This is a genomic window from Microbacterium sp. zg-B185 (assembly GCF_030246885.1).
Taxonomy (GTDB): domain Bacteria; phylum Actinomycetota; class Actinomycetes; order Actinomycetales; family Microbacteriaceae; genus Microbacterium.
In genome coordinates, this window is record NZ_CP126739.1 from 2346919 (window position 1) to 2367193 (window position 20275).

17 protein-coding genes and 1 tRNA gene are annotated in these 20275 nt (G+C 67.8%); 7 read left to right on the forward strand and 11 right to left on the reverse strand.

Features of this window, described 5'->3' with window-relative positions:
• Window positions 1-21: 21 nt before the first annotated feature.
• Window positions 22-2448 carry a GmrSD restriction endonuclease domain-containing protein gene (locus QNO12_RS11310; protein ID WP_257503333.1) on the forward strand — a complete coding sequence of 809 codons (2427 nt, stop codon included), beginning with the start codon at window positions 22-24 and terminating at the stop codon, window positions 2446-2448.
• 406 nt (window positions 2449-2854) lie between these two features.
• Window positions 2855-3985: a site-specific integrase gene (locus tag QNO12_RS11315; protein ID WP_257503334.1), complete on the forward strand. Its 1131-nt coding sequence runs from the start codon at window positions 2855-2857 to the stop codon at window positions 3983-3985.
• A gap of 218 nt (window positions 3986-4203) precedes the next feature.
• Here the strand turns inward: QNO12_RS11315 and QNO12_RS11320 are convergent.
• Window positions 4204-4275, reverse strand: a tRNA-Arg gene (locus QNO12_RS11320).
• 108 nt (window positions 4276-4383) lie between these two features.
• Here QNO12_RS11320 and QNO12_RS11325 point away from each other — a divergent pair.
• The 3 genes from QNO12_RS11325 to QNO12_RS11335 are packed head-to-tail and all read left to right on the forward strand — an operon-like array spanning window position 4384 to window position 6827.
• Window positions 4384-5037: a DUF2306 domain-containing protein gene (locus tag QNO12_RS11325; protein WP_257503335.1), complete on the forward strand. Its 654-nt coding sequence runs from the start codon at window positions 4384-4386 to the stop codon at window positions 5035-5037.
• A 9-nt stretch (window positions 5038-5046) separates the two neighbouring features.
• Window positions 5047-6183: a sensor histidine kinase gene (locus QNO12_RS11330; RefSeq protein WP_257503336.1), complete on the forward strand. Its 1137-nt coding sequence runs from the start codon at window positions 5047-5049 to the stop codon at window positions 6181-6183.
• The gene (locus tag QNO12_RS11335) at window positions 6180-6827 is read left to right on the forward strand and encodes a response regulator transcription factor (RefSeq protein ID WP_257503337.1); all 648 of its coding nucleotides are present in this window, start codon (window positions 6180-6182) and stop codon (window positions 6825-6827) included. Before QNO12_RS11330 ends, QNO12_RS11335 begins: the two co-directional genes overlap by 4 nt.
• A 36-nt stretch (window positions 6828-6863) precedes the next feature.
• On the opposite strand, the gene QNO12_RS11340 is transcribed toward QNO12_RS11335, so the two are convergent.
• From QNO12_RS11340 to QNO12_RS11360, 5 genes are all read right to left on the reverse strand, one after another.
• Window positions 6864-7577: a nucleoside/nucleotide kinase family protein gene (locus QNO12_RS11340; RefSeq protein WP_257503338.1), complete on the reverse strand. Its 714-nt coding sequence runs from the start codon at window positions 7575-7577 to the stop codon at window positions 6864-6866.
• Complete coding sequence (locus QNO12_RS11345; RefSeq protein ID WP_257503339.1) at window positions 7570-8436, reverse strand: sugar phosphate isomerase/epimerase family protein; 867 nt, start codon at window positions 8434-8436, stop codon at window positions 7570-7572. Before QNO12_RS11345 ends, QNO12_RS11340 begins: the two co-directional genes overlap by 8 nt.
• A gap of 53 nt (window positions 8437-8489) precedes the next feature.
• A complete protein-coding gene (locus QNO12_RS11350; RefSeq protein WP_257503340.1) occupies window positions 8490-9257 on the reverse strand; it encodes an ATP-binding cassette domain-containing protein in 768 nt (255 codons plus the stop codon).
• The gene (locus QNO12_RS11355) at window positions 9254-10249 is read right to left on the reverse strand and encodes an ABC transporter permease (RefSeq protein WP_257503341.1); all 996 of its coding nucleotides are present in this window, start codon (window positions 10247-10249) and stop codon (window positions 9254-9256) included. The genes QNO12_RS11350 and QNO12_RS11355 overlap by 4 nt, the downstream gene beginning before the upstream one ends.
• A 92-nt stretch (window positions 10250-10341) precedes the next feature.
• A complete protein-coding gene (locus QNO12_RS11360; RefSeq protein WP_257503342.1) occupies window positions 10342-11382 on the reverse strand; it encodes a sugar ABC transporter substrate-binding protein in 1041 nt (346 codons plus the stop codon).
• 148 nt (window positions 11383-11530) lie between these two features.
• On the opposite strand from QNO12_RS11360, the gene QNO12_RS11365 reads away from it, so the two are divergent.
• Window positions 11531-12694, forward strand: a complete 1164-nt coding sequence (locus tag QNO12_RS11365) for an ROK family protein (protein WP_257503343.1) — start codon at window positions 11531-11533, stop codon at window positions 12692-12694.
• A 69-nt stretch (window positions 12695-12763) separates the two neighbouring features.
• Here the strand turns inward: QNO12_RS11365 and QNO12_RS11370 are convergent, their stop codons facing one another.
• Window positions 12764-13729 (reverse strand): NAD(P)-dependent alcohol dehydrogenase, encoded by a 966-nt coding sequence (locus tag QNO12_RS11370; RefSeq protein WP_285177958.1) that lies wholly within the window; start codon window positions 13727-13729, stop codon window positions 12764-12766.
• A 108-nt stretch (window positions 13730-13837) separates the two neighbouring features.
• Between QNO12_RS11370 and QNO12_RS11375 the strand changes: the two genes are divergently transcribed.
• Complete coding sequence (locus QNO12_RS11375; RefSeq protein ID WP_257503345.1) at window positions 13838-14245, forward strand: hypothetical protein; 408 nt, start codon at window positions 13838-13840, stop codon at window positions 14243-14245.
• 151 nt (window positions 14246-14396) lie between these two features.
• On the opposite strand, the gene QNO12_RS11380 is transcribed toward QNO12_RS11375, so the two are convergent.
• The 4 genes from QNO12_RS11380 to QNO12_RS11395 form a co-directional block, all read right to left on the reverse strand.
• Window positions 14397-15848: an MFS transporter gene (locus QNO12_RS11380; RefSeq protein WP_257503346.1), complete on the reverse strand. Its 1452-nt coding sequence runs from the start codon at window positions 15846-15848 to the stop codon at window positions 14397-14399.
• Window positions 15841-16401 (reverse strand): SRPBCC domain-containing protein, encoded by a 561-nt coding sequence (locus QNO12_RS11385; RefSeq protein WP_257503347.1) that lies wholly within the window; start codon window positions 16399-16401, stop codon window positions 15841-15843. The genes QNO12_RS11380 and QNO12_RS11385 overlap by 8 nt, the downstream gene beginning before the upstream one ends.
• Window positions 16401-16718 carry an ArsR/SmtB family transcription factor gene (locus QNO12_RS11390; protein ID WP_257503348.1) on the reverse strand — a complete coding sequence of 106 codons (318 nt, stop codon included), beginning with the start codon at window positions 16716-16718 and terminating at the stop codon, window positions 16401-16403. Before QNO12_RS11390 ends, QNO12_RS11385 begins: the two co-directional genes overlap by 1 nt.
• A gap of 64 nt (window positions 16719-16782) precedes the next feature.
• On the reverse strand, window positions 16783-20274 hold the full coding sequence (locus QNO12_RS11395) for an error-prone DNA polymerase (RefSeq protein ID WP_257503349.1): 3492 nt from the start codon (window positions 20272-20274) through the stop codon (window positions 16783-16785).
• Window position 20275: the final 1 nt, after the last annotated feature.

Genomic DNA, 20275 nt, shown 5'->3' on the forward strand with positions numbered 1-20275 from the left:
GGCGTAGAACAGAATGTGAGAATGCAACCTGACCTACAGACGCCGATGAAGGTGTTTGGGCTGCCGCAGCATCTTGTTGTGCCGATCTATCAGCGTCCGTACGTGTGGAAGGAGGATGATCAGTGGGCGCCGCTCTGGCAGGACGTTCGGCGGATGGCCGAGCTGAGGCTTGGCTCCCAGTCCGCCGCTTCGCACTTTCTCGGTGCCGTAGTGCTTCAAACGCAAGAGGCGGCGCACGGGTCAGTCCCGGCGAGCAACGTGATTGATGGTCAGCAACGCCTCACTACCCTGCAGCTCCTGATGGATGCAGCCGGCGCCGTCCTCGATGAGTACGGCGAGGACATACTGTCGGGTCGGTTGGCCAACCTCACACACAACCAACCAATCTTCGTCGCAGATGGCGAAAGTCCACTCAAGCTTCGGCATACCAATCGCGACGCGATGGCCTTTGATGAGGTCATGAACGCGGAACCGCCTGTCGATCACCGATCGTTGCGGCATTCCGGCAGCAGGATTGTCCAGGCGCATGCGTATTTCGTAGGGGCGTGCCGCACCTGGTTGGACGAGGCGATCCCCGAAGAACGGTCCACGCGCGCGAGTGCACTCGTCAGCGTGCTGGAACAAGGGCTTCACCTCGTAACGATCACGCTGACGGCCGGCGAGAATTCGCAGGAGATCTTTGAGACGCTCAACGCGCGAGGTACGCCCTTGTCCGCGGCAGATCTCATCCGCAACTTCGTTTTCCAGAAGCTAGCGCAGGAGGGAGTGGACACGGCAACGGCACATACGGAGCATTGGCCGTTCGAAACCGACTTCTGGGAGCGCGAGGTCAGCGTTGGCCGGTACTTCGTTAGCCGGAGTTCGCTGTTCTTCAACCAATGGCTGGCATCGCGTGCCGGCGAAGAGATAAGCCCGCTCTCGACTTTCGCCAGATTCAAGACGTACGTCGAGCATGAATCCGACACACCACTGAGGGTCTTGCTTCCCGTTATCAAGAGTCAGGCCGACCTATACGAAGCGTGGACGCGCCATTCAGAGCAGTCCGACAGGCAGCTACCGCCGGTCGAGATGTGCATGTACCGCATGCGAACCAATTCAATCGAAGTCCTGAAGCCAGCCATGATCTGGCTTCACGAGCCCGGTCTCGGGATTCCCCAACCTGTCGCGGACGCTGTGATCGCGATCCTTGAGAGCTGGGTCATGCGCCGGTTGCTCCTGCGTCTAACAACTTCCGATCTCGGACGCATCGTCGCGGATGTGATCAAGGCGAACCGCGACGCCGCGGCCGAGGAACTGGAGAGTCGCGTCTGTTCTCACCTCGAGCGACTCAACCGAGCGAGCACATACTGGCCGGGAGACGACGAGCTTCGCGAGGCGCTACGCACAGACCCGGTCTACCGGCGCTTCAATCGGGGTCGCCTCCGCGCGATTTTCGAGGCAGTGGAGAACCGTTTTCGCTCCTTCACCAACCAGCCACAGGTTCCCCGGCGCGGATATCCCATCGAGCACGTCCTTCCGCAGAAGTGGGAGGACAACTGGCCGGTGCACGACGAGGCAGGCGCCTCGATTCGCGCGGACCACATCCATCGACTCGGAAATCTGACGCTCCTGACAACGAGTCTGAATTCGAAGGTCTCGAACGGGCCTTGGAAGGTGAAGCGCGAAGCGTTCCAAGAACACGACACCCTCCTTCTTACGAGTCGACTTCTGAAATCAGTCGAAGGAGCGGATTGGGATGAGTCGACGATCGACGCGCGGACCGACCTGCTCACGGACGCGCTGCTCGCCATTTGGCCGGTATCACCGGGCCACACCGGAGCCATCGCTGATCCGCAATCTCGTGCAAGTGCGGAGGTGACCATTCGCGACCTAGTCAAGAGTGGGGCGCTTCCGGCCAGCACTCGGCTTCGACCCCGTCATGGCGATCCCGCCAAGTTTGAGGCGGTCGTAGGGGAAGACGGCAGATTGCGCATTGGAGAGAAAGTCTTCGCGACTCCCTCCGGAGCGGGCGCTTTCGCACTCGGCAGAGCGGTGAACGGGTGGTACTTCTGGTTCCTACCCGACGGTCGTCTTCTCGAGGACCTACGCGCTATTCACCGTGGGCAACCAGTCTCCGCACCTCGGTTCGACTGGGCTCCTCTGCACGCGATCCTCGAGGCAATCCCGGCGGGTCGCTGGACCACGTACGGGGCCCTCGCTGAAGTCATCGGCACGGCTGCCCAGCCGCTCGGGGCACATGTCGCCGATTGTCAACAGTGCACGCACGCGTATCGCGTTCTCACGAGCGACGGTCGTGTGTCCGGGGGGTTCCGATGGTCGGACGGTGAGGCCGGCGGAGACCCGACGGAAAGGCTCGCTGCGGAAGGCGTCCTATTCCAGGCAGGGCGCGCCTCGCGCGAGCACGAACTCACGGCAGACGAACTCGCCGAGTTGCTGACGGAGCAGTGAGAGGGGCCGTCTGCCTGTCGCCATCCCCTTCTCCTCGGCAGGCCGCCGAGGGCGAATCGCCCGCTCTGGCGGACGCGCGGTGCATCACATTCCGCCGGTATTCAGTCTTCGCCCTCGCTCTGACAATTAGCGATTCAGCGATCGGGCGCGGCGCAGTGCTCGTCGTCGAACGGCTGCTAAGCGGAGCGCGCCAACGCGGAGTCTGCAAGGAGTGAGCGGAGAGAACGGAGGCGCGACCGATCGCTACACTCTCGGCGTCGGACGGAGGGCGCCCCTCCACCCCAACGGCAATTGATGACGTCTTCCGTCATCTATCCCCATCTGTCGTCGGCACCGTTGACGGCATCCGACCCGTGTCCGACACTGGCCCCATAGTGATGTCAAGCCGGCACGAGCGGAGGTCGAGATGGGCAGCATCGCCCCGTACGAAACGACAAAGGGCCGCCGCTACCGCGTGCGCTATCGCAAGCCTGATCTCACGCAGGCGGAGAAGCGCGGCTTCACGACAATGCGCGAAGCGAAGCTGTACCTCTCCATGGTCACGGTGTCGAAGTCGAAAGGCGAGTACATCGATCCGTCGTCATCCCGGGTTCCGGTCCGGATGTTCGCGGACAGCTGGCTGAGATCGAAGCAGCCGCCGATGTCGAAGCCGTCCTATTACATGACGCTCGAGCAGGCGTGGAAGAACCACGTCGCGCCGACGTGGGCAGATCGGGAGATCTGGTCGATCCGACGCTCCGAGGTTCAGGATTGGGTGTCCGATCTCGCGACGCGGAAGTCGCGCACAGTCGTCCTTCGCGCGCTGGGGGTCCTGGCCGGCATCGTCGACGTCGCCATCGACGATCGTCGCCTGGCAAGCAATCCGGCCCGCCACATCCGGAACCTCCCTCGGCACGGGCCGGGCAAGCGCCGCGTCTACCTTTCACATGACCAGGTGGCGACGCTGGCAGCGTGCTCGGCACATCCCACGCTCGTCTTGACACTGGCGTACTGCGGTCTGCGCTGGGGTGAGGCGACGGGGTTGCGGGTGCGCAGCGTGAACCGGCTGCGTCGGCGCTTCGTCATCGAGGAGAACGCCGTCATGATCGCCTACGAGATCCACGTGGGCACGCCCAAGACGCAGGAGCGTCGTTCGGTCCCCTACCCCGAGCGTCTCACTCCCATGATCGAGCAGGCGTGCGCCGGCAAGGGTCCGGAGGGTCTGCTGTTCGGCGACGGAGTCAATCACATGCGTAACTCGGGCGAGAAGGGGTGGTTCGCGAACGCGGTGCGGCGCGCGCAGGAGTTTGATCCGTCGATCCCTCGGCTCACTCCGCACGACCTCCGTCACACCGCCGCATCGCTGGCGATCAGTTCGGGCGCGAACGTGAAGGCTGTGCAGCGAATGCTCGGGCACGCATCAGCGGCGATGACACTGGACACCTACGCAGACCTCTTCGACGACGATCTGGATGCTGTGGCAGCGAGACTGAACGACGCGATGCCGCTCGTAGCCCTGCCGACCGGTCCTCAGACCCGGTACGCGCGTCCGCGGTAACCCAGAGAGCAGATTGCTCAGTTTTCCGACGAGGCACGCGACGTCGAAAATGGTCGATTTCGGCGTTCCGCGACGGCCGACGAAGCCCCGCGAAGGCGTTCGTTTCTGCCCCGAACCGGCCCTCGCAGTTTCCAAAATGTGGGCAAAATGTGGGCAAAAACGCGACTTCTGTGGCCTGACCAAGGAAAGAATCCCTGGTCAGGGGCAAAAAATCACTGTGCCCCTGGAGGGACTCGAACCCCCAACCGTTTCCTTAGGACGGAACTGCTCTTCCATTGAGCTACAGAGGCTGGCCGGGTCAGTTTAGCCGAATGCCGCAGGCTCCCCGACGAAGCGGCCGCCTCAATACTGGCCGTTCGGCCGATGTGGGTTTCGTCCGGCACCGGGACGATCAAGGCATGACCGAGACCCTCGCCCGCACCACCCGAGTCAGAAGCACCCGTGACTGGCTCATTCCCCTCGGGCTGGTCGCTCTCAGCCTCGTCCCCGTGGTCGCCGGGGCCTCCCGCGTGGCGTCCCTCGCGACCGGCGTGGAACTCACCCCCGACAACGCCCGCTTCGTCGGGATGCCGTTGCCGGTGATCCTTCACATCGTCGGCTCGACCACCTACTGCCTGCTCGGCGCCTTCCAGTTTCAGACGAGCTTCCGCCGTCGGCATCCACGATGGCACCGCCTCAGCGGACGGATCCTGGTCCCAATGGGCTTGGTCGCCGCCCTATCAGGCTTGTGGATGACGGCGTTCTACGCGCTCCCCGCGACTGACGGTGGCCTGCTGCCCCTCGTACGGTGGGTGTTCGGCCTCGGCATGGTCGCCGCGATCGCGCTGGGAGTCGCGACGGTCCTACGGCGCGACTTCGCCATGCATCGTGCCTGGATGATCCGGGCGTACGCCATCGGCATCGCCGCAGGCACGCAGGTGTTCACCACACTGCCGTGGGTGCTGGCAGTCGGTGCGCAGGATGCGACGGCCAAGACGATCACGATGACGGCGGGGTGGATTCTCAACCTCGCCGTCGCGGAGTGGATCATCCGCCGACGTCCCACCTCATAGGATTCAGCCGTGACCCGCATCCTGCGCAGAGCCTGGGACTTTCCGGCGGCGCCCGGCGCGCCCGCCCGGGTCTGGCGGGACTGGGCGCTGGTCGGCATCCTGGCGCTCGGGGCGATGCTCGAAGCCCTCCTCCGCCCCGATCTGCCCTGGCGCTGGCCCACGTTAGTCCTCGAGCTCGGACTCATCGCCACCCTGCTGTCGCGGCGCACCCACCCGGGGCCGATGGTGGTCCTCGCATTCGGCGCGCTTGTGGTGATGGACACGGTCCGCCAGATCGCCGGAGTGCGCCCCACCGACAGCTACGCGCTCGTCGCGATGCTCGTGCTCACCTACGCCCTCGTGCGGTGGGGGTCGGGCCGGCACCTGTTCGCCGGCGGAACCGTCATCCTCCTCAGCATGGTGCGCACCTTCCTGGCGGATGCCGCGGATCTGCAGAACGTGATCGGCGGCATCGCCGTCGTCGGCGTCTGCGTCTCACTCGGCGCGGCCATGCGCTACCGCGCCGCCGCCCGCCTGCAGCGCCTTGCGCAGGTGCGCCTCGAGGAGCGCGAGCACCTCGCGCGCGATCTGCACGACACCGTCGCCCACCACGTCTCGGCCATCCTCCTGCGCGCCCAGGCGGGCCTGATCACGGCGGGCACCGACCCGGCCCCCGCGCACGAGGCTCTGCGCGTCATCGAGGACGAAGCCAGCCAGAGCCTGCGGGAGATGCGATCGATGGTGCGCGTCCTCCGCGACGACACCCCGGCACACCGCTCCCCCACCGCCGGAGTCGCCGAGCTGCGTGCGCTGGCCAATCGCGACGGCGAGCCACCCGTGACCCTCGCCCTCCACGGCGAGCTCGACTCCGCGACGGCAACCGCGCTGAACGCGGCCTACCGGATCGCGCAGGAGTCGGTCACCAACGCCCGCCGCCACGCGCAGCGGGCCTCCCTGATCGAACTCACGGTCACCGCGAGCACCGACCGCATCGGCATCCGAATCCATGACGATGGCCTGCCCGCCTCCGCTGCCGGCTCCGGATTCGGCATCGAGGGGATGAAGGAGCGCGCCGCCCTGCTAGGCGGCACCTGCATCGCCGGCCCCGACCCCGACGGCGGCTGGACCGTGACGGCGGATCTGCCCACGGCGAGCGCCACCCGATGATCCGGGTACTGATCGCCGACGACCAGCCAGTCGTGCGCACCGGCCTGCGCCTGATCCTGGACGCGCAGCCGGACATCGCCGTCGTCGGCGAGGCGACGACGGGCCGGGAGGCGGTGCGCCTGGCCGGCGAACTGCGACCCGACGTCGGACTGTTCGACATCCGGATGCCCGACCTCGACGGCATCGAGGCCACCCGCCAGTTGGCCGGCCCTGCCGTTCGGGATCCGCTCGCGATCGTCGTGATCACGACCTTCGACCTCGACGAGTACGTGCACGCGGCGCTGAAGGCCGGCGCGCACGGCTTCCTGCTCAAGGACGCCGGGCCGGTTCTGCTGGCCGATGCGGTGCGAGCGGCCGCCGCCGGTGACGCGCTGATCGATCCGGCTGTCACGGTGCGGCTGCTGGCGGCGTTCGCGGATGCCGCGCCCCGGGCTTCTGCCGCCACCCCGAGCGACCCGCTGACCCCACGCGAAGAGCAGGTGCTGAGCGCCGTCGCCCGTGGCCGCACCAACGCCGAGATCGCCGCCGATCTGTTCGTCAGTCTCGGCACCGTGAAGGCGCACCTGGCGAGCATCCTGCTCAAGCTCGGTGCCCGCAACCGCGTCGAGGCGGCGATGTGGGCATATGAGACGCACCGGGTCTGAAACCGACCCGACACCCCTGCGCACGTCGCCGGGTGTCTAAAGCCCTCTGATCTCACTCGACGCCGCCAGCGGCAATCCCGTCACCCCCGACAGCACGAGGTCGGCTCGATTGCGCGAAGCCTCGATCAGCACGGCATTCGCGCCATCCACCTCCCGGGCCCACGCTGTCGCCGCCTCGACACTCCGGCCGTGCCGCGTGTGCCGGTCTACGAGACGAGCCTCGCGCTCCTCCGCCGGTGTCGCGCAGAACCAGACGGCATCGAGGCGATCCCGGACGCCAGCCCACGGCATCCGATCTGCCAGCAGGTAGTTGCCCTCCACGACGACGGTCGTCGCGTGCGGTTCAACGGCGATCGCGCCGGCCACACCCTCGTCGACGACGCGGGTGAAGCACGGCGCGTACACGGTGTGGTCCGTCTCAGTACCTACCCGGTCGAGAAGCGCGACGAACCCCCACCCGTCGAACGTCTCGATGGCGCCCTTGCGATCGTGGATGCCTAGCCTGTCGAGCGTCGCGTTGGCGAGGTGGAATCCGTCCATCGGCAGGTGCACCGCGGTCCCCGGACGCCGCTCGTTGATGCGCGAGACGAGCGCAACGGCGAGCGTCGTCTTGCCGCTGCCCGGGCTGCCGGTCACACCCAGCAGATAGCGGGCACCGGGAATGACCGCGTTCTCGATCCGGCGCACCAGTTTGTCGAGCACGTGCCCCGGCGGACCCGCCACAGCGAAGCCACTCCCCTGCTCAGACACGCTGCGCCTCGAGATGATTCGTCATGAAGGCACGCGCATGCCGCGCGAGGGCGGGACCGTCGTTCCAGAGGTTGCGCCAGATGGCGAGGTCGTTCGACAGCGTGGGCGAGACGACGGCCGAGGAGAACGACTCGAACGTGATCGGACCGGTGTAATCGATGTCGGCCAGCGCGTGGAAGAACTCGGTGAAGTCGAGGTGGCCGCTGCCGAGGAATCCCCGGTGATTCTCGCCGATGTGCACGTACCCGAGACGGTCTCCGACGAGACGCACCGGCCGGCTGAAATCATCCTCCTCGATGTTCATGTGGTAGGTATCCAGGTGGATCACGACGTTGTCGCATCCGATGTCGTCGGCCAGGCGCAGGGCGTCCGCCGCGGTGGTGATGACGTTCGTCTCGTAGCGGTTGCAGATCTCGAGCCCCAGCGTCATGCCCTTGCCCTGGGCTTCCACTGCGAGGTCCTTGAGGGTCGAGACGACGTTCGCGCGACCCGCCGCCGTCAGGGCGTGACCGTACTTGCCGAGCGCGCTGTAGAGCGCGCCGGTGAAGTGCGTGCCGCCGAGGTCACGCGTCACCTGCAGCGAGTCCTGCAGCAGCTTCGCACCGCGCGCCACCACCTCGGGGTCGTCGCTCGAGACATCCGCCTCGAACGCGAGACCTCGGGAGCAGACGATGCCCAGGCCCGCAGCATCCAGCTTCTTCCGCGCGTCCGCGACGTCCAGGCGGGCCGCATCGTGCAAAGACAGTTCGAGGATGTCGTAGCCCGCCGCGGCGGTCTGATCGATGATCCGCGTCATCTCGTCGGGGGTGGTCCCTCCGGAGAAGACGAGCGCGTGCACGCCGAGCGAATTGATGGGCATAGGTGGGATTCCTTCTGCGGATGGTGGTCGGACGGCGGGCGAACGGATGGCGATCACGCGGCCTTGGCGCCGGTGATCAGCGCGACCAGCTCGTCGCCGTCGGTGTCTGCGGCACGCCTCTCGGCGACGGTGAGCCCGCCGCGCATCACCCACACGTGCTCGGACAGCCGAAGCACCTGGTCGAAGTTGTGGCTGATCAGCAGCACGGCGACGCCCTGCTCCTTGAGCTTGCGGATGATGCTCTCGACGCGGGCGGTCTCCTGCACCCCGAGAGCGGCCGTTGGCTCGTCCATGATGACGATCGACCCGCCCCAGCCTGCCGCGCGCGCGATCGAGACCGCCTGACGCTGACCGCCGGACAGGCGCCGCACCCGGGCGGTGACCGGCGGGACGTTCACCGCCAGGTCGGAGACGAGCTCCTGCGCGGTCGCGCGCATGGCCTTGCGGTCGAGGAACTGGAACGGCCCGAACCCCCGGGTCTTCTCCCGCCCGAGGAAGAAGTTCTGCCACACGGTGAGATCCTCCACGAGCGCGAGATTCTGCTGCACGGTCTCGATGCCGTGCTCGCGCGCGGCGAGTGGGCTGTCGAAATGCACCTGTTCGCCGTTGAGGGTGATCGTGCCCGAATCGGGGCGGTGGATGCCGGACATGCATCGGACGAGCGTGGACTTGCCCGCGCCGTTGTCGCCGATGAGGGCGGTGACCTCGCCACAGCGCATCGTGATGAATGCTCCGCGCAGAGCATGCACCCCGCCGAAGGACTTGGTGATGTTGGCGGCGGTGAAGACCTTGTCGTTCCCGACCGCGGTTTCGTTGGTCATTTGTTCTGGAACCTCGTGAGAAGGGCCGCGAGGACGACGACGAGTCCGACGGCGAGCGGCTGGTAGAACTGGGAGACCCCGAGCAGCGTGAGCCCGTTGGTGAGCGCGGTCAGCAGCAGCGCGCCCAGCACCGGGCCGACGATTTTGCCGCGCCCGCCGGTGAGGGCGACGCCGCCGAGCACCACGGCGGCGATCGAGTTGAGCAGATAGCCGGTGTTGATGGCCGGCTCGGCGGCACCGACGCGGGCGACGAGGAGGATGGCGGCGAGGCCGGCGAGCATCGCGGCCATCAGGTACACGGCGATGCGCACCCGTTGCGCGTTGACGCCGTTGGCGACCGCAGCCTCTTCGCTTCCGCCGACGGCCTGCACGTGCAGGCCGAAGCGGGTGCGGAACATCACGAACCAGGAGATCACGGCGATCACGGCGGCAATGAGGAACGGGTACCCGAAGATCCAGACTGTCCCCGTGGTCAGCCACAGCAGGTCGAGGCTGGTGATGGAGATGGGCTTTCCGCTGGTGAGGATGAGCGCCAGCCCGGTGGCGACCGAGAGGGTTCCGAGCGTCGCGATGAAGTCGGTCACCTTGCCCTTCGCGATGAGCAGCCCGTTGACGAGGCCGACGAGCCCAGACGAGGCGATCGCGATCAGGGCGGACAGCCAGAACCCGAGGCCGGCCTGCCAGGAGAGGCCGAACCCGACCGCCCCGAGCGTCATCGTCGCCGAGATCGACAGGTCGATCCCACCCGTGGTGATCACGTACGACTGGGCGACGGCGAGGATGATCAGGATGGCGGCGGCGATCAGCATCGCCTGGATGTTGCCGAGGGTGAGGAAGGTGGGACTGAGGGTCGCGAACACGATCACCAGTAGGACCAGCCCCACCGGAGCGGCGTTCTCGGCCCAGAAGCTCAGATGCTTGGCGTCGTTCGCGACCGTGCGGAGCCCTTTGGGAGGGACCTCGATGGTCGTCGTCTTCAATGGCGTGGTCACGGCATGCCTGTCTCTTCGGGAAGTGTGACGGAGTGGTGGCGGGCTGTCCCGCGCATCCGGGCGAAGCGTGCGGCCCAGATGCGCGGGAGGCCTCATTCGTCGAGCTGGTCGGCGAGTGGGTTGTCGAAGCCTTCGAACGGCTGCGGGAAGCTCGCGATCGCGTCCGCGGCGTTGTCGGCGTTGACGAGGGCGGTGGGCGACTCGATGTCGTCGGGAAGATCCCCGCCATCCAGTGCCACCTGGCAGGCCTGCACGCCGAGCGAGCCGATCGCGTACGGGTACTGCGCGACCGTGGCCGCGAGCCCGCCGGCCTCGACGGACTCGAGCGCGTCCTGGTTGCCGTCGACGCTGACCACGACGATCTCCCCGGTCTTGCCGCTGTTCTCCACGGCCTTGACGATGCCCAGGCCCATGTCGTCGTTCGCGGCGAAGAAGGCGACGATGTCGGGATTGGCGGCGATGATGTCGGTCGCCTTGGTGAGCGCGATCTCGCGCTTCCAGTCCGCCGCATCCTCCTGCACGATCTCGAGCGCGCCCTCGACGGCGTCCTTGAACCCGTCCACGCGAGCGGCGCTGGTCACGTCGCCGGAGATGCCGCCGATGATGGCCACTTCCCCACCCGCGTCGACCAGGCTCGCGATGTAGTCGCCCGCCTTTTCGCCGGCGGCCTCGTTGTCCGTGCCGATATAGGTCGCCGGGGTGATGTCCGCGGCTTCCGCGGCATCCTCGTCGATCGGCTGGTCGATGTTGATGATCGGCTTGCCCGCGGCCGCGATCGGCGCGAGCGACTGCACCAGGTTGGTGCCGCTGATCGGGTTGACGATGAAGCAGCCGAAGTCCTGGCCGGACAGCGTCGTGAGCTTGTCGGCCTGACCGGTGGTGTCGCCGATGTCAGCCGCGGCCTGCACGGTGACATCGACTCCGGCGGCTTCGGCGGTCTCGGTGATGCCGTCCTCCATCGCTTGGAAGAACGGATTGTCGAGTCCCTTGATGACCGCGGCGATCTTGGTCGCGCCGTCTCCGGAGGTCGAGTCTGCGCTGGGGCTCGACGAGCATCCGGCGAGAGCGAGCGCAAGGACCGCAACAGGCGCGGCCAGGAGAACCAGTCGGCGCCGAGGAGCTGTGCTGAACATCAGTGTCCTTCGAGGTTAGGGGCACCACTGCGTGCCGATCACCTCAATGTACTCATGCTTTCGTGTTTGGTCAACACAAAAGTCTGCACACTTTCCGTCATCCATTCACTAGAGTGGGCGTAAGCCACGACAGAGGAAGGCGGCTGACATGGAGGTCGGTTCCCACGAGAGTGACATCCTCGCGTTGTTCCGCGAGCGGGGAGCGCTGAGCCGCACGGACGTGATGACGTTGTCCGGCCTCTCCCGATCGACCGTGAATCACCGCCTCAACGCCCTGACTGCGGCGAGCCTGCTCACCCCCATCGAGGGAGGCGAGTCCACCGGCGGCCGCCCCTCCAGCAGGTTCGAGTTCCGCGCCGACCGGGCGGCGATCCTCTGCGCCGACATCGGCGCCACCGGCTTCACCGCCGCGGTCTGCGACCTCACCGGCGCGGCCCTGGCATCCGTCGAGCGCAGCATCGATGTGTGGGAGGGCCCGGAAGCGGTGCTCTCAGCTGTACTCGAAGCCTTCAGCGAACTGCCCGATGTCGCCGAGATCTGGGCGATCGCGGTGGGAGTCCCCGGTCCCGTCGAGTTCGCCGCGCACCGCGTCGTCAACCCGCCCATCATGAGCGGGTGGGACGGATTCGACATCGCGGAGTGGTTCGCCCCCTTCTCCACCGCCCCCGTCATCGTTGAGAACGACGCCAACGCCCGGGCCGTCGCCGAGGCCCGCGTCCGCCGTCTCGACAACGTCATCGGCCTCAAGCTCGGCACCGGCATCGGGGCAGGGCTGGTCTTCAACGGACAGATCATCCGCGGCGACAAAGGCGCCGCCGGTGACATCGGTCACACCCGCGCCGTCATCACCGACCCCGAGCCGCGGGAGTGCCGCTGCGGCAGCTTCGACTGCGTCGAGGCCTATGCGGGCGGCTGGGCGCTGCAGCGCGAACTCGCCGCCATCGGCATCCGCACCTCAGGGGTGCGCGACATCGTCGACCTCGTCGCGCGCGGCGACATCGAGACCGTCCGCAAGGTACGCGCAGCCGGGCGCGTAATCGGCGACGCCATCGCCGACCTCGTCAGCATCCTCAACCCGCGCGCAATCGCCCTCTCCGGGCTCCTGGCCGAGTGCGACGAGATCCTGATGGCCGGCATCCGCGAACGGATCTATCAGCGCGCCACACCGCTGGTCACCCGCGATCTCATCGTCGCGCGCTCCACCCTCGGGTCGCTGGCGGGTGTCATCGGCCTCGCCCTCATCGCGAGCGACACGGTGCTCGAACCCTCCGCGCTGGAGGCCGTCATCCGCCGCCCCGCGGTCCGCAGCTGACCCACGGCATCGCCTCGCGCCCGCGCAGCGCCGACGGACCCGAGCTGGAGCTCACTGTCCTGCCGGTTCTCATTCGAACCGAGGATCGACGGCGATGACGACCTTGCCGAGCGCCCGCCCCTCTCCGACGTGGGCCAGCGCCTGCGGCACCTCGTCGAGGGAGAACATCCGATCGATGGGGATGCGCACATCGCCCGCGACGCACCGCTCCGCGAGCGGCGCGAAGTGCGCCGGTCCCGGCTTCACCGCGAGCACCCCGAGGCGCCGTCCTGTCACCGCCCCGATCACCGCCCCGATCGTGACCACGCGCAGGAGCGCGCGCATGGTCCCGCCGACGATCAGGTATGTCCCACCTGGGGCGAGGGCGCGGCGGTACGCGAACACCGAACGCCGGGCGACCAGATCAACGATCAGGTCATAGGGTCCACGCCGGGTGAAATCCTCAGCGCGATAGTCGATGACCTCTGCGGCGCCGAGCGACCTCATGAAGTCGAGCTTTCCTGCGTTGTCGACACCGGTCACCTCGAGCCCGGCCGCGGTGCCGAGCTGGAGCGCGAACGCGCCGGTTCCGCCGCCCGCGCCGTTGACCAGCATCCGCCCGCCCGGCTGCGCCCGCGCGACGGCCTGCACCGCGATCGCCCCGGACTGCGGCAGCGCCGATGCCTGCGCGAACGACAGCTCGGCAGGCTTGATCGCGAACATCGCCGCGTCCGCCACGGCGTACTCGGCGAACCCGCCCATCAGCTGCAGGTTGTCACCGTACACCTGGTCGCCGACGCGGAACCCGGTGACGCCGACGCCCAGGGCGTGGACGACGCCCGCGATATCGGAACCGAGGATCCGTCGGCGCGGCGCGAACAGTCCACCGAAGCGCGCGTACGCGGGAGACCCGTGCAGCCCCTCCCAGTCGCTGAGGTTCACCGACGTCGCGACCACCCGCACGAGCATCTGTCCCGCGCGCGGCGCCGGCATCGGGATGTCCGCGATGCGGAGTACCTCCGGCGGCCCGTAGCGGTCGTAGACCACGGCCTTCATCGGAGGGCCGACCATGCAGGACGCAGGGACATGGCCACAGCGTACGCCTGCACCCGGCGGGCCGATGTGGAACTGACGGGCGTCTGACCCCGGTGCCACGATGGACGGATGACGAGATACGGCATCGACGCACCCACAGCGCTGCGCATCATCCGCGAAGACGCCGCGATCGGCGACCGGCACAAGCTCGTCGGCCCGGCCGCACTGCGATCGGACGTGCTGTCACTGCTGTACGCCGAGGTGCGCGACGGCACACTCGAAGAGCGCAGCGTGCGCGGGCAGCTCGAACAGCTCGCCTCGCTGAAGATCCGCCTGCTCGGCGACCGCGTGTCCCGGGGCGTGGCGTGGAAGATCGCCACGCGGCTCGGTCTGGACGACACCGCGCCCGCCGAGTACCTCGCCGTCGCCTCCCTGCAGGCCGACGTGCTGATCACCGAAGATCCGCTCCTCGCCGCCGCCGCGAACGGCATCATCCCGATCGCGCCGTTCGACGATCTCCTCCGCGAAGGCCTGTGACCGGCGCGATTCCTCCGGCTCGCACGGCAGCACGACCTCGTCGTCCCATTCGGTGAAGAACCCCGCGGGGTTCTCAGCGACGCCGTCTCGTGACACCAACTCGCACACGGCGACCTTTCGCGCACGCGGGTACTCACTCATCCGCCCCATCTCATCGCGTCGCTGCGACGCGCCTCTTTCCCGGGCCGGCGAGCAACAGGACGGCGACGGATGCTGTCAGCATCGCCACTGCTGCAATGCTCAGCGCAGTGGCATAGCCGGCCAGCAGAGCGCCGTCGGCAGCAGCACCATCGGTGATTTCGGCGTTGCTGCGCCGTGCCGCGGCAGTGATCAGAACAGCGAGTCCGAGGGCGCCGCCCAGATGACTCATCGTCACCTGGACCCCCGAGGCGAGGCCTGCATCCTGGCCGTCGACTCTCACGAGTGCCGCGTTGGTCATGGTCGGCAGAAGAATGCCCTGGCCGAGCCCGACGATCACCATGCTCGGGAGCACATCCCTCACGTACGCGGCATCGGCACCGAGGCTCAGCACCGTCACCACGAGACCGATCGCCGTCACCGCGCAGCCCAGGGCGAACGTGGTGCGCAGCCCGATTCTGGGCAGTACGGCGTTCGCCGCCACGAGACCGGCTCCGATCGCGAGACCGATGGGGATGTAGGCGAGCCCGGCTTGGAGCGCCGAGTAATCGAGCGTTCGCTGCACATAGAGGCTGAGTACGAAGAGGTACGAGACGAACGCGCCCGCGTTGACCAGAGTGACCGCGTTGGCCGTGAGACGCACACGATCGGTGAAGAACCGAAGGGGGATGACGGGAGCCGGGCTCCGACGCTCGATGAGCACCATCACCCCCACCAGCACCGCACCCGCGATCAGCGGCAGGAAGACGCTCGGCGATGACCAGTCCTCGGTGGATGCCTGCACCAGGCCGAACACGATCGACGCGAGCCCCACCGTGCCCGCCGCGACGCCGGTGAATCGCGGCGGGACTGCGCTCCGCATCCGACTCTCACCGACGACGACGCGCGGCAGCAGCGCGAGAACCGTAACGGCTACGGGGAGCGCGATCAGGAAGACCAGGCGCCACGACGCGAACTGCGTCAGCACTCCCGAGATGACGGTGCCTGTGACGCCGCCGATTCCCGCCAGCGCACCCCAGACACCGATCGCCTTCGCCCGCTCCGAACCGTCGGGAAAGAGAACGACGATCAGCGCGAGAGCCGCCGGAGCGGCGAGCGCGTCGCCGACGCCCTGCAGCACCCGGCCGGCGACGAGCCACCCGGCTGCCGGAGCGACACCTGCCAGCAGCGAGCCGGCAGCGAACACGGTCACGCCGATGAGGAAGATGCGTCGTCGTCCTACCAGGTCGGCGATTCGGCCACCCAGAAGCAGCAGTCCCCCTGCGGTGAGGGCATACGCGTCGACGACCCAGACCAGGCCGGACGGGTCGAGGTCGAGGTCTGACCCGATGCGCGGCAGCGCGATGTTGACGACAGTCAGATCCACCACGAGAAGGAACTGCATGCTGGCCAGGAGCGCAAGCGCCCTCCACCGGTGCGGGGATATCTGCGACGTCGAATCGGTGTGCGTGCTCTCATCAGACATCGTCTTGACTCTCCAGGAGCCGCTTGAGCTCCCGCAGCAGGAACGGATGCCCGCCCCCCGCGCCGCGGTCACGCAGTTCACCGCTCACGACGGCGGCCAGTCGGGGTGCCCCCTCGACATCGTGCACGATCGTCAGCGAGCACCGGGTGGCGGAGAGCTGATCCACCTCGTAGCGCACATGCGTGGCCGGCTCCGCTGAGGCCTCGCTGTCGACGAGAAAGCGCATCAGAACGCTCAGCCGCCGTGGCGGGTCGTACACGGTCACGACTCCTGTGATGAGCACCTCCGGCGCCGGAAGCGGCCCCTCGTCACCCTGGATCCGCAGACCCTCCGGCTTATGCACCGTGTACTCGCCCCCCACGCGGTGCTCCATCTGGACCGCACCCCTGTACCCGTAGCGCACCGTCCACTCCGGGTCCGTGATCGCCGTCCAGATGCGTGCGGCCGTCGCCTCGATCTCGACCCGGTAGACGTGCTGGGTGGTCGTGCTGACGCTCTGGACGTCGGCGTCCGTGAGCCGCGGCGCCACGTCGGTTCCTTCGCGCTCGTCCATCATGCGGATCCCTCCAGTTCGTTCTTGAGCTCGACCAACGCCGAAGCGTGCGGCTGCGTGTACTTGCTGATCCAGCGATCGTGGATCAGTCGAATGGGCACCGGATTCAAGAAGTGCAGCTTCTGCCGCCCACTCCGGCGGCTGACGACGAGTCCCGCCTCCTCGAGCACCTTGAGGTGTTTCATGACACCGAAGCGGGTCATCTCCTGGCCGGCCTCGAGCTCGCCCAGCGTCTGCCCGTCCTGGGCGAACAGGGCATCGAGGAGAACCCGGCGGGTCGGGTCACTCAGCGCACGGAAAACGAGATCGTCGGTCACGCGACGAGAATATGTGACCTAATGGTCACATGTCAAGGACGCTGAACCTCGCAGTCCGCTCCCCTCACCGGAAGTCGCGGGAACGATGCTCGACCCCGACGCGCAGGTCCTCGAACCGGTCGGCGACGAGGTTGGTGACTCCCTCGACGGAGCGCTCCAGCATCCCCCGCACGATCAACGCCGGGGCGTCACGGACGACGCGGCGATACCTGTTCCACACTCCGACCGAGCAGATCACGTTGACCAGGCCGTGCTCGTCCTCGAGGTTCATGAACGTGATTCCGGATGCTGTCGCCGGCCGCTGCCGGTGGGTGACCAGCCCCGCGACCTCCACCCGGCGCTCGGCCTCGTGCTCGCGCAGCTCGTTCGAGGTCAGCACGCCCCGCGCATCCAGACCCGCGCGGTAGTGCGTCATCGGGTGATCATCGGTGGAGATGCCAGTCGCCCACAGGTCGCTGGCGAGCTGCTCGTAGCTGGTCGGGTCGGTGAACAGCGGCGGCTGCACCGAGGTCACCGAGTCGGGCAGGAATTCGGCGCGGTCCAGCGCCGCGGAGCCGGCGAGCCAGATCGCCTCCCGCCGACTGAGCCCGAGGCAGTCGAAGGCCCCCGCGGTGGCCAGCGCCTCCAGGTGCGCCTGGGTGACCCCCGCCCGCCGCACCAGATCGCGCAGGTCCCGGTAGGCGCCGCCGCGATCGCGTTCGGCGACGATCCGGTCCGCGACCGCCTCGCCGATGCCCTTGACCGCGGCCAGCCCGAGCCGCACCGCGAACCGGCCGTCGCGGCGGTGCGCGGCGGACTCGTCGGGTTCGTTCCGGTCGAACAGCCCGACCGGCGGCTGCACGCGGTGGGTGCAGGCGTCGAGCCCCGTCGGTGGTGCGGGGCGGTCGGCGTCGCCTCCGGGTCTCGATACGCCGGCTGCGCCGGCAGCTACTCGACCACCGGATCCCTCGGCCGAGCCGCCGGTGGCCGCCCCCTCGACGTCCACCGGCTCGAGCACGGCCTGCGAACCCGAACGCAGCAGATCGGGTCGACGCACCTCAACCCCATGGCGCCGCGCGTCGGCGCTGAGGGTCGCGGGTGAGTAGAAGCCCATCGGCTGGGCACGCAGCAGCCCCGCCAGGAAAGCCGCGGGGTAGTGCAGCTTGATCCACGAGCTGGCGTAGACCAGCAGTCCGAACGACAGCGAGTGGGACTCGGCGAAGCCGAAGTTCGCGAACGCCTGGATCTTCGCGTAGATGGCGTCGGCCGCCTCCCCCACCAGATCGTTCTTCGCCATGCCGGCGTACAGCTTCTCCTTCAGCGACTCGATGCGCTCCACCCCGCGTTTGGAGCCCATCGCACGACGCAGCAGATCGGCATCCTCCCCCGAGCATTCGCCCACGGCCATGGCCATCTGCATCAGCTGCTCCTGGAACACCGGGATTCCGAGCGTGCGCTCCAGCACCGGCTTGAGCTTGGGATGCGGATAGGTGACCTCCTCGTAGCCGAGCTTGCGCCGCACGAACGGATGCACCGCGCCGCCCTGAATCGGACCGGGCCGGATGAGCGCGATCTCGATGACGAGGTCGTAGAACTTCCGCGGCTGCAGGCGCGGCAGCAGTCCCATCTGCGCGCGGGATTCGACCTGGAACACGCCGATCGAATCGGCGCGGCACAGCATGTCGTAGACCGCCTTCTCCTCCTTGGGGATGGTCGCCAGCTCCCACCGCTCCCCCGTCGCCTCGTCGATCAGGTCGAAGCAGTACTGCAGGGCGGCCAGCATCCCCAGGCCGAGCAGGTCGAACTTCACCAGTCCCATCCAGGCCGCGTCGTCCTTGTCCCACTGGATCACCGTGCGGTTCTCCATGCGGGCGTGCTCGATGGGCACGACCTCGCCGACGGGACGGTCGGTGAGCACCATTCCGCCGGAGTGGATGCCCAGATGCCGCGGCGCCTTCAGCAGCTCGGTGGCGTACTCGATCACCTGGTCGGGGATGTCGTGGTCCGGCCCGGTCTCCAGCGAGGCGCCCCATCCTTCCACCTGCTTGGACCAGGCATCCTGCTGTCCCGGCGAATGTCCGAGCGCCTTGGCCATGTCGCGCACGGCGTTCTTCGGCCGGTACTGGATGACGTTCGCGACCTGCGCCGCCCGCTCCCGCCCGTAGGTGGCGTACACCCACTGGATGATCTCCTCGCGGCGGTCCGAGTCGAAGTCCACGTCGATGTCGGGCTCCTCATCGCGCAACGAGGAGAGGAACCGCTCGAACGGCAGCTGATAGGCGATCGAGTCGACCGCCGTGATATCCAGCAGGTAGCAGACGGCGCTGTTGGCGGCCGAACCACGGCCCTGGCACAGGATGCCGCGGCGCCGCGCCTCCTGCACGATGCCGTGCACGATCAGGAAGTAGCCGGGAAAGTCCTTCATCTCGATGACACCGAGTTCCTTCTCGATGCGCGTGCGATCCTTCGGCGCCAGGTCGGGATACTTGCGGGGCACCGCCTCCCACACCAGGTGGCGCAGCCACGACATCGGCGTATGTCCGGGCGGCACCTCCTGCTTGGGCAGGGCGGGCTTTGCCCGCCGCAGCGGAAAGGCGAGTTCGTCGGCGAGCTGCACGGTCCGCGCCACCGCGCCGGGGTAGCGCAGAAAGCGCTCGTGCATCTCCGCGCCGGAGCGCAGATGCGCGCCGTCGTGCGCGGGAAGCCACCCGTCGAGCTCGTCCAGGCCGCGGTTGGCGCGCACGGCAGCCACCGCGGCAGCCAGTTGCTGGCGCTGCGGCACGGAGTAGTGCACGTTGTTGCTGGCCAGCACGGACAGTCCCCGCTCGGCGGCCATCGCCGCCAGCAGGTCGTTGTCGCGGGTGTCGAGGGGTCCGCCGTGGTCGATCAGCTCGACGTGCACGGCATCCCCTCCGAACAGGGTCACGAGCCGATCGAGCTCGGATGCCGCGGCATCCGGTCCCCGCTCGGCGAGCGCGCGACGCACCGAGCCCTTGCGGCATCCGGTCAGCACCGCCCAGGCCTCACCGGACTGCTGGGCAAGCTCGTCGAGGTCGTAGACGGGCCGCCCCTTCTCGGCTCCGTTCAGCTGCGCGTGCGTGAGCGCGGCCGCGAGGCGGTGGTAGCCCTCTTCTCCGCGGGCCAGGACCAGCAGATGGGACCCGGCCGGGTCGGGCTCGCCTTTCTGCGGTTTCAGCAGGTCGAGGGAGAGCTCCGCCCCGAAGACGGTTTTGACCTGAAGCGACTCGGCGGCCTCGGCGAACCGCACGATGCCGTAGAAGCCGTCGTGATCCGTGATCGCGAGGGCATGCAGCCCCAGCCGCTCGGCCTCTTCGGCGAGCTCTTCGGGAGAGGAGGCGCCGTCCAGGAACGAGAACGACGAGTGGGCATGCAGCTCCGCATAGGGAATCGGGTCGTCGGGCCGGGCGATCTGCTGCGACACGTACGGACCGCGCTTGCGCGACCATGCCGGGCTGTCACCCCCGTCGGCGTTCGCCGGCGGGCTGCCCGGGCGGCGTTTGTCGCTGAGCAGCCGCTCCATCTCCGACCAGGGAACGGACGGGTTGTTGAAGCCCATC

What these genes read in the sequence shown, in the direction of transcription:
- QNO12_RS11310 (WP_257503333.1), top strand. Translation starts at nt 22, where the DNA reads ATGCAACCTGACCTACAGACGCCGATGAAGGTGTTTGGGCTGCCGCAG.
- QNO12_RS11315 (WP_257503334.1), top strand. Translation starts at nt 2,855, where the DNA reads ATGGGCAGCATCGCCCCGTACGAAACGACAAAGGGCCGCCGCTACCGC.
- QNO12_RS11325 (WP_257503335.1), top strand. Translation starts at nt 4,384, where the DNA reads ATGACCGAGACCCTCGCCCGCACCACCCGAGTCAGAAGCACCCGTGAC.
- QNO12_RS11335 (WP_257503337.1), top strand. Translation starts at nt 6,180, where the DNA reads ATGATCCGGGTACTGATCGCCGACGACCAGCCAGTCGTGCGCACCGGC.
- QNO12_RS11345 (WP_257503339.1), bottom strand. Translation starts at nt 8,436, where the DNA reads ATGCCCATCAATTCGCTCGGCGTGCACGCGCTCGTCTTCTCCGGAGGG.
- QNO12_RS11350 (WP_257503340.1), bottom strand. Translation starts at nt 9,257, where the DNA reads ATGACCAACGAAACCGCGGTCGGGAACGACAAGGTCTTCACCGCCGCC.
- QNO12_RS11360 (WP_257503342.1), bottom strand. Translation starts at nt 11,382, where the DNA reads ATGTTCAGCACAGCTCCTCGGCGCCGACTGGTTCTCCTGGCCGCGCCT.
- QNO12_RS11365 (WP_257503343.1), top strand. Translation starts at nt 11,531, where the DNA reads ATGGAGGTCGGTTCCCACGAGAGTGACATCCTCGCGTTGTTCCGCGAG.
- QNO12_RS11370 (WP_285177958.1), bottom strand. Translation starts at nt 13,729, where the DNA reads ATGAAGGCCGTGGTCTACGACCGCTACGGGCCGCCGGAGGTACTCCGC.
- QNO12_RS11375 (WP_257503345.1), top strand. Translation starts at nt 13,838, where the DNA reads ATGACGAGATACGGCATCGACGCACCCACAGCGCTGCGCATCATCCGC.
- QNO12_RS11380 (WP_257503346.1), bottom strand. Translation starts at nt 15,848, where the DNA reads ATGTCTGATGAGAGCACGCACACCGATTCGACGTCGCAGATATCCCCG.
- QNO12_RS11385 (WP_257503347.1), bottom strand. Translation starts at nt 16,401, where the DNA reads ATGGACGAGCGCGAAGGAACCGACGTGGCGCCGCGGCTCACGGACGCC.
- QNO12_RS11395 (WP_257503349.1), bottom strand. Translation starts at nt 20,274, where the DNA reads ATGGGCTTCAACAACCCGTCCGTTCCCTGGTCGGAGATGGAGCGGCTG.